6 protein-coding genes are annotated in these 8,601 nt (G+C 71.4%); 2 read left to right on the forward strand and 4 right to left on the reverse strand.

What is annotated here, in order from left to right; translation table 11 throughout:
- Nucleotides 1–23: 23 nt before the first annotated feature.
- The gene (locus QMG73_RS37035; protein WP_281903630.1) at nt 24–2,864 is read right to left on the reverse strand and encodes a hypothetical protein; all 2,841 of its coding nucleotides are present in this window, start codon (nt 2,862–2,864) and stop codon (nt 24–26) included.
- A gap of 79 nt (nt 2,865–2,943) precedes the next feature.
- Between QMG73_RS37035 and QMG73_RS37040 the strand changes: the two genes are divergently transcribed.
- Nucleotides 2,944–3,534, forward strand: coding sequence for a copper resistance CopC family protein (locus QMG73_RS37040; protein WP_281903631.1), 591 nt, complete (start codon nt 2,944–2,946; stop codon nt 3,532–3,534).
- Here the strand turns inward: QMG73_RS37040 and QMG73_RS37045 are convergent.
- From QMG73_RS37045 to QMG73_RS37055, 3 genes are all read right to left on the reverse strand, one after another.
- Complete coding sequence (locus QMG73_RS37045; RefSeq protein ID WP_281903633.1) at nt 3,515–4,462, reverse strand: hypothetical protein; 948 nt, start codon at nt 4,460–4,462, stop codon at nt 3,515–3,517. The genes QMG73_RS37040 and QMG73_RS37045 overlap by 20 nt on opposite strands.
- 36 nt (nt 4,463–4,498) lie before the next feature.
- Nucleotides 4,499–4,861, reverse strand: a complete 363-nt coding sequence (locus QMG73_RS37050) for a hypothetical protein (RefSeq protein WP_281903634.1) — start codon at nt 4,859–4,861, stop codon at nt 4,499–4,501.
- A 546-nt stretch (nt 4,862–5,407) separates the two neighbouring features.
- On the reverse strand, nt 5,408–6,874 hold the full coding sequence (locus QMG73_RS37055) for a glycoside hydrolase (RefSeq protein ID WP_281903635.1): 1,467 nt from the start codon (nt 6,872–6,874) through the stop codon (nt 5,408–5,410).
- Between the two features lie 390 nt (nt 6,875–7,264).
- Between QMG73_RS37055 and QMG73_RS37060 the strand changes: the two genes are divergently transcribed.
- Nucleotides 7,265–8,275, forward strand: a complete 1,011-nt coding sequence (locus QMG73_RS37060; protein ID WP_281903636.1) for a coiled-coil domain-containing protein — start codon at nt 7,265–7,267, stop codon at nt 8,273–8,275.
- Nucleotides 8,276–8,601: the final 326 nt, after the last annotated feature.

Consider the following 8,601-nt stretch of genomic DNA (forward strand, 5'->3'; position numbering starts at 1 on the left):
CGAGGAGGCTTTGGGACACCCCGCTAACCTGCCAGACCGTGCTGGTCCTGTTGCGCCGCGGGTCGCGGGCTCGCGGCGGCCAGGACCCGGGTGGCGACGTGGCGGCCCAGCGCGTGGTACGCGTCGAACTGCGCGCTGTCGAACCACTGGTCGCTCGTGCTGTCATTGGGAAACACGGGATGGTCGCTGGCGTACGCGAGCACCGGCCAGGGCGTATCCGGAGTGAGGATCGCCCGTCCGAAGTAGAGGGTGCCGGTGGGCCGGTTGCCGTCGCCCTTGAGGTCGGGGTACGTGATCCTGGCAACCAGTACCGCCGACGTGGCGAGCCGGCCGGTGAGCCCGGCCGGGACCGGATCAGCCTTGGCGCTGCCCGGTGTGAGAGCGTCCGGATCGGACAGCACCCTCGGCCAGGCGTCGAAGGTGATGTCGATGCCGAGCTCCTGGCGCGCGAGCGTGATCGCCGGCCCCAACGCGCTCGCCGTCAGGGTCCGGCCACCGCTGGCGTCGAAGCAGTACACCACGGCCGGCGCCTGGCGCAGCAGCTCGACCAGGCCCAGGTTTTCGTAGTGGCCACCGTCGGTGACGAGCAGCATCTTGCTGTCCGGTGGGTAGATGCCGAATATCTCGCGGAAGAAGTACGGCAGCCGCCGCCACTGTGGAATGCCGGGCACCGGGCCGCCGGGATCGTCGGCCCGGTGCCGGCACAGGAAACGCGGGTTGGGCAGCCAGGTGCCGAGCCGGGCGTTGGTCAGCGTGAACAGCAACGAGAACGGCATCGCGCTGGCGCCCATCGCCGAGGCGAACGCGGCACCGGAAATCGCCATCGCCGCCTGGGTGGTCAGGTCCATCTCGACCGGGTACCCTCCCAGCCGCCGCGCTTGGCGGGTGCGTATCCAGCCGAGCCGCGGGCAGCCGATCCAGTCTCCGGACAGCGTGTACGGCAGCGCGCGCCGGCCGGGCGGTGTCAGGTCCGATCCGGACACGTTGGCGGCGGTGAGGAAGGTGACGCGGGGGAAGCCCTCCACTGTGGAGGCGTACTTCTCCAGCGGTGTCGCTTCCTTGTCGAAGTCGTACGGCTCGGCCGCGGTGCCGTCGGCGCTGCGCCGCACGGCGAAAGCGGTCATCAAGCGCCTGCGGTAGAAGGGATGCAGGCTCCAGCGGGTCTGGTCGACGAGCCAGCCGAGGAAGAGCAGGGCACCGGCCAGCAGCGCGAAGTGCCAGTTCTGCCCGAAGCCGGGCCAGCCGTCCGGCCACCGGTACTCCGCGCGCACGCTGTCGGCCAGTACCCGGGTGAAGACGAACAGGTAGCCCAGTACCAGAGCGGCGGTGCCGGCGATGACAAGTACCCATTGCAAAAGAGCGACCGGGACGGCCCGCAGCATGTCGCGCTTGGCCCATGCCCACCCGACCGCTGGGCGGACAAGGCGCCCGACGGTGAGGAAGATGCCGGCGACCGCGGCCAGATAGCCGGCCGTCGCGACGGTCGCGGCGTTGGCCGCGGCCGACGGCGCTCCACTCTGGACGGCGTCCTGACCCTGGTACCAGCGCAGCGCCTCGGCGCTGAGCCGCACCAGCAGCGGGATGACCACCGCGATCGTGGCCATACCGGCGCCCAGCACCGCGAGCCCTTTGGCGCTGGCGCGGATCAGGGCGAAGACCCCGCCGGACGAGCTGCGCCGCCAGTTCTCCGCGACGACCGTGCAGAGCCAGGCGGCGATGGCGAGCATCAGCGTGACCGCGATGGCGCCGCTGACACCGTCCGGTGGCAGCAGCGGATGGCCGCCGAGGCCACCGTCGGGCGCCGGGTCGGTGAACTGCCGCGCCAGGGCCGGCGCCTGCCGGTACACCTCGCCGAGCGCGCGGGCCGTGAGTATCAGGCCGATCACGAGGGTGAGTTGCGCGACCACGAACCCCCGCAGGAGTACCGCCAGCGCCCGCAGCCATTCCCCGGTGGTCTCCGCGAGATACTTGGACTTGCGCCGGACGTGGTCGAACTCGGGCGACCCGGCCGCGAAGGCGTCGCCGGCGCGTTCGGGTGCCGGCGCGCCGCCCGGACCCGCCATGGCCAGCCGCATCGCGCCCGCCGCGTAACCGCCCCCCGAGACGGCCACCAGCTCCCTCGCCTGCTTCAGAACGCCGCGCTCCTGTAGCACCTGGAGCGCGCCTAGGCCGAACGCCGCCGAACGGATGCCGCCGCCCGACATGCAGACGCCGATGCCGCTGGGTGGCCAGGTGCCGCGGCCGGGCGGCAGCCGCCAGTTCTCCGTCCACGAGTTCGCCGTCGTGGTGGCCGCGCACTCGCCGGGATGCACGTCGTCGGGCCGGACGGCGCGGCGGTCGCGCGGGTCGCGCACCACGCGGCTGGCCAGGGTCGCGAGCACCACGACCGCGACCACGACCGACCAGGCGAAGCAAGCCACCATCACGAACGTCAACCCCTGGGCGACGCCCGGGTACACGCCGGCGTCCGCGCGGTCCGCGGCGTAGAGCAGCACCACCTTCGCCGCGACGGCGGAGACCCACGCCAGCGCGGCGGCCGCCGCGCCGGTGCGAGCCGCTCGCCGTCCCGGGGCGCTGAGCAGGCGCTGCGCGCCGATCACGCCCGCCACGGCGCCGGTGGCCGCGAACCCGGTCGCGAGGCCGAACTCGACGAGGAGAATGAACAGATCGTCGCCGCCGCGGGCCAGGTCACCGACCGCGGCGACCGGGTCGGACAGCTCCGGCGGTATCCAGGGCCGGCGCCGCTCGCGTTCGAACATGAGCGCCGACGCGATGGCCGGGACCGCGGTGATGACAAGGATTCCGAGTAAGCCCAGGCGGCGGCGCAGGTCGCTCCACCGGGGGGACGGGGATTGACCAGACATGGCGTGCCTCCGTGACCGGACCTCAGTCTAGGGCGCGGCTGGCGCCAGGCGCGGCGAAATCACCGGGTACCGTGGCGCGGTGACACGTAACCGCCCGCTAGCCGCGGTCGCCGCCGTCCTCGCTGGAGCCCTCGCGGTCCTCCTGCCCGCCGCGCCGGCCCAGGCGCACACCGAGCTGAGCCGCACGAGCCCGGCCGCGAAGAGCACGGTGACCAAGCCGCTGACGCAGGTGACGCTGACCTTCAGCGGCCTCATCAAGAAGGCGGGCACCACGGTCGCGGTGACCGGGCCGGACAAGGTCTCCTACAGCGCGGGCGCCGCTGGCGTGCTCGACAAGACAATCACCCAGCCGGTGAACGCGTTGCCGGTCGGTGCCATCACGGTCGCCTGGCGCACCACCGCGTCCGACGGGCACGTGCTGCAGGGCAGCTTCACGTTCACGAACCAGGCGGCGCCGCCCGCCCCGACGCCTTCGCCCACGGAGGCGCCGACGCCGACCGTGGCGGCCACGACGGCGGCGGCGCAGACTCCGGTACCGGCGGCGAGCTCCGACGAGTCGTCGTCCTCGACGGGGCTGTGGGTGGTCGGCGGGATCGCTCTCGTCGTGCTGGCGCTGGTTGGTGGCCTCCTGTGGCGCCGGCGGCGACCGGCTACGGGCGCTGGCGGGTGACCATCAGCGGATCGCCGTCCAGGTCGAGCAGGACGCGCTCGCCGAGCGGGCGCGACAGGTAGACGGTCGTCTGGCGGTACGGGCCGAACGGGCTCAACGGCGCGCAGGAAACGTTCCGCGCCTCCTCCCGCACCCACTCGGGCGGCACCATCGGCTCCACGACGACCACCACCGCCGACACACCCTCGACCACATGCGCGGTGTACTCGCCCGAGCACGGCCCGACGCCCGGCGGCGCACCGGCGTAGTCGACGGTCAACGCGTCGTCCACCGTCGCCGGCAGCATGCCCTGGACGACCCAGGCGTGCTCGGCACCCGAGAAGCTCTCGCGGTACGGCCGGGGCTCGGCGTCGACGGCGATGCGGGCGATCCGGAAGGCGGCACCCTCCACAGTGAACACCCACGCCGGCACCGATGCCCAGCCGTTCGCGGTACGCGCCGGCACGGCACCCATCTCGGCGCCGGTGACCCGCATGGGTGGCCCGTCGCAGGGCTCCCGCTGGCACGGCTCCTGCTGAGCCGCCGTGAACGCCTCAGCGGCCGAGACCAGCGGCACTCCCGCGGCACCGTCCTGCCACACCACAGTGGACGGTGCTGGCGCGGTCTCCGATAGCGGGATCGTCGCGGTCAGCCGGCGCCCGCCGGCCTGTTCGAACTCGGCGTCGGGCGGGAGCACGAACGTCCACCCCCGACGGTTGTTCGGCACGTCGCTCCCCACCGGCACGTACCGCCGGACCGGCTGGCCGGGATGCGACCGGTCCCACTCCGCGAGGACCTGGCGGGCCTGCTCGTCCAGCACGGCGGTCTTGTGCGGCGGCGGGTACCCGTACCGTTTCGACTCCGGCCACCACGCGTACGCGCCGACCCCGGCGGCGACGGTCAAGGCGGTGATGGCGGCGGCGACAATGACGATCCGGCGGCGAGGCATCCCCTTTGGACGCTCACGCCCGCTGTTCGGTTGCCGCTACTGGTAGACCGGAGCGGTGGGCGGCGCCGGCTCCGGCCCGCCGGTCAGGACTGCGGCGATCAGGAGGCCGAGCCCGCCGCCGTTGAGCATGGTGAGCACCACGCCGACAAGCAGGCTGAGCGGCCCGAAGCTGTTGGTGTCGACCACGTCGTTGTCGATGAGGAAGACCAAGCCCGCGCTCCACGCCGCGCTGATCACGGTGGTGACGAGCATGAACGCGAGCCCACCAATCGCGAACGTCCCTGACCGGCGGGTCAGCCGCTGCCGACGGGCCGCGACCAGCGAGATGCCGACGACCAGGAGAATCACCGACGGTAAGTAGCTGACCGCCTGCATCGCGACGTAACCGATCATGTCCACCCCGGCCACCCTACGACCGCCTGTCACGCCCCTCCGGGGCGCCCGGCGGCCCCGCAGTCGCGACGTCCGGGGCCGGCGGTGCGCTGTCCTCCGGCTCGCGGCTCGCGGCTCGCGGTTCGTGGCGCGTGGCTCGCAGCGCGCGGCGCGTGACGCATGACGCGGCTTGCGGGGGCGCGGCGCGCGCGACGTGGGGCGGCGCGGGGCGCGGCTTGCGGCGATCAAGGGCGATCGCGTGGATCAAGGACGAATGCGCGCGGAAATGCCATCAAACCACGTGCATTCGCCCTTGATCGGCGGGCTGGGGCGCCCGCGCGGCGGGGCCCGGCGTTGTGGGACGGGCGCCACCCACCGCCCACCGCCCGCGGCCTGGCCCGCCGCTTGCGGCGATCAAGGGCAATTGCATGGATCAAGGGCGAATGCGCGCGGGAATGCGATCGAACCACGTGCATTCGCCCTTGATCGACGGGGCGGGCCCGCCCCGCGCGGGGAGCGCGGGGCGTGCGGCGCCCGCGCGCGGGGCGGGGGCGCGGGCGTCGTCGTGGGGGATTAGATGACTACGCCGTCTACCTGGATGGTTTGGACGGAGGCGGCCGGGAACGGGACCGCCACCAGCTTGGCGTTGACGCGCATGTCCTGGCGGGCGGTGTACCGGTCGCCGCCCGCCGGCACCGTCGTCCAGCGCGGCACCACGCCGCCCGTGCCGCCAGTGGCCTGGCCGAAGCGGGTCAGGTCGAACGTCAGCGTCTGTGCGGCGCCGGTGTTTACAGCGACGATGACCAGCCGTCGGGCGGCCGGGTCGTAGCCCGCCGCCGCGTAGCCGACGCCGGTGTCGATGATGCGCATGCCGGGCCGGATGTGCCGCGTGAACTGGGCGAGCACGTAGTACTTGGGCTGCACCGCCCCGGCGCGCAGCGTGTTGAAGTCGTACTGGATGGCGGCCCAGCCGGCGCTCGGGTCCATCACCTGCCAGTAGCACCACGCGGTGGGGTGCAGCCAGCGCCAGTCCAGGCACAGGTGGCTGGCCATGGTGAGGCCGGTGCTGTCGTTCTGGCCGCTCTCGGAGTTCCACAGGATTTTGCCGGCGGCGCGTACGTCGTTGTACAGCAGGTCGCGCCGGCCGCTCGCCCCCTGGTACCCGTGCACATTGACCTGCCGGACCAGGCCCTTGGTGGTGGCGTCGAAGCTGTTCCACGTCGTGCGGGCCAGGTCGTAGCTGGTCTCGTCGGACGCGGAGATCATGACGCCGGTCAGGCCCTGCCGGTTCAGTTCGGTGCGCAGGTTCGACAGGACGCTGCGCTGGGTGGTGGCGTCGATGTAGCAGCCCTCCTGGCCGCCGTCGGCGCGCCACCAGTTCGAGGAGGGCTCGTTGAACGGGTCCACCGTGCGGAAGGTGACGCCCCACACGTCCCTGGCCCGGCGGGCGGTCGCGGCCAGGTGTAGCGCGTGCTGGCGGTGGTTCCAGGACTGGAGGTTGAGACCGCCGTTGGCGGCGCCGGACGGGTTGTGGTTGAGGCACATCCACCACATCGGCGAGTTCGCGAACAGTTCGGTGATCGCGCCGCGCTGCGCCGCCTTGACCAGCATGGCGCGCTGCTTGGCGTCGACGTTCCAGTTCCACGCGGACGATGCCGGGTCCTCGTTGCGCCAGTCCAGCCAGAAGCCCTCGATCTGCTTGAACCGGGGGATGTTGGGCGAGGCGACCATGCTCGCCCCCTCGACGGTGTTCCAACTGCACGCGCCCAGGTTGTACCGGGCGATGTTCATGCCCAGGCCGGGCAGGTTGGTGCCGTTGTACGCGACGGTCCGGGTGGTGAAGAAGATGTCCGCGAAGTCGTCCCGGTCACCGAAGACGTTCGCCCACCAGGCCAGCGACGTACCCCAGCCTTCCCACACCCCGTAGTCCGACGCCGGGTTGATGGCGATGGTGGCGTCGGCGTGGGCCGTGCCGCTCGCGAGCGCGCCGCCCGCGGCACCGGCGCCCGCCGCGGCGAGCAGGGTTCTGCGCGTGACCATGTGTCCTCCATGTATAGGCGAACATCACTGAAACCCCGTGCAGGAAGTGTCATCGCCGCAGGTCAATCTGTCAACAGGGGTTTTAGGAAGGGTTGGCGAAAACCTGCCGGCGCAACAGTTGGGTGTGCAGGGCCACCACGATGGTCGAGGTCGACATCCGACCGGGATAGCCAGCGCGAGGCTCAGCCAGAACTCGCGCCGGAACATCTCGGGGTCATGGCCCGCATGCTTGTCGTGACCGGTGTTCCGCAAGTCCTGTCTACGGAAAGTCGTTGCCTGGTAACCGGATTGCCCCCGCGATGCCGGCTTGTACCAAGGGGTATGCTTTTGCGGGCCATCGCGGAGGGCACCGTCAGCTAACCCCGGCCGGCGGTCGACGAAAGGATGGGTATGACGGTTGCCGTACGGCGCTGGTTCAGGTTCGTTGCGAGCGCGATCGCCGGTGCGGTCCTGGTCACGGCGTTTCCAGCGGTCGCACAGGCGCAACCAGGCGACCCGTCGGGCGTCCAGGAGGAAGCCCCACCGCTGCTGAGTGAGGTGCTCGCCACCACCGGCAAGCGATACGCGCAGGCAAAGACCAAACTGGACACTTCCCGTCGCAAGCAGCTTCAGCTCAGCGTCGAGGTGACCCGCGCCGAGCACGAGATCGCGGAGTTGGCGCCACAGGTCGCCGAGGTCGCCGCCGCGTCGTACCGGATGGGCAAGATCGGGCCCATCTCCGCGTTGCTGGAAAGCTCCGACCCCAACGGTTTCCTGGAGCGCGCGACCGCCCTCAGTGAGCTGAACATGGTCAACGACCAGAAGCTGCACAAGCTGACCGCGGCCCGCCAGCGCGCCGTCGACGCCAAGCAGGCCCTCGACGGCGAGGTCGCCGAGGAGCAGCGGCAGCTCACCATCATCGCCAAGCAGAAGAAGGAAGCGGAGAACTCGCTCTCGCTCGTCGGCGGCAAGAGCCTGACCAACGGCATGGTCAGCGCCACATCCGCCGTGGCAGCGCCCGCGCCACGAGCCTCTGACGGGTCCTGGCCGGACGAGGGGTGCAGCGTCGACGACCCCACCACCGGCGGGTGCATCACGCCCCGCACGTACCACGCGTACAAAGAGGTGAAAAAGGCCGGCTTCAACCGGTTCGTGGGCTGCTACCGGCCCGGCGGGCCGTTTGAGCATCCCAAGGGCCGCGCGTGTGACTGGTCACTGCAGAGCAGCGGCTTCTCCAACGCGCATACGCGCGATCAGCGGCTGTACGGCAACAACCTCACCGCGTTCCTGGTACGCAACGCCGAGCGGCTCGGCATCATGTACGTGATCTGGTACGCGCAGATCTGGATGCCGACGACCGGATGGAGTTCCTACAGCGGGGCCAGCGCCCACAAGGACCACGTCCACATGTCTTTGCTGTAGCCGATCCATTCCACAGCCGGCGGCTGTGGATCGTGGAAGCCCACTGCCCCTGTGGGGGCGGCTATCCGCCAGAGACGATCCCCGCGCCACGCCGCGCTGCGCCGACCCGCGCCACGCCGCGCTGCGCCGACCCGCGCCACGCCGCGCTGCGCCGACCCGCGCGGCCCGCGCTGCGCCGGCCCGCGCGGCCCGCGCTCCGCCGACCCGCGCCGATCAAGGGCGAATGCACGCGGAAAAGAGAGGCGGTCTCCACCGGTCAGTGCAACAGAGGGCTGATCTTGGGAGGCTGCTGGTATGGCACGTGCGGGAGTGATCACCGCTGATCT

This window comes from Phytohabitans aurantiacus, assembly GCF_027923225.1.
Taxonomy (GTDB): Bacteria; Actinomycetota; Actinomycetes; order Mycobacteriales; family Micromonosporaceae; genus Phytohabitans; species Phytohabitans aurantiacus.

Bases quoted from the DNA above. Each gene is read 5' to 3' on its own strand.
- QMG73_RS37035 (WP_281903630.1), bottom strand. From the start codon at position 2,864: ATGTCTGGTCAATCCCCGTCCCCCCGGTGGAGCGACCTGCGCCGCCGC.
- QMG73_RS37045 (WP_281903633.1), bottom strand. From the start codon at position 4,462: ATGCCTCGCCGCCGGATCGTCATTGTCGCCGCCGCCATCACCGCCTTG.
- QMG73_RS37055 (WP_281903635.1), bottom strand. From the start codon at position 6,874: ATGGTCACGCGCAGAACCCTGCTCGCCGCGGCGGGCGCCGGTGCCGCG.
- QMG73_RS37060 (WP_281903636.1), top strand. From the start codon at position 7,265: ATGACGGTTGCCGTACGGCGCTGGTTCAGGTTCGTTGCGAGCGCGATC.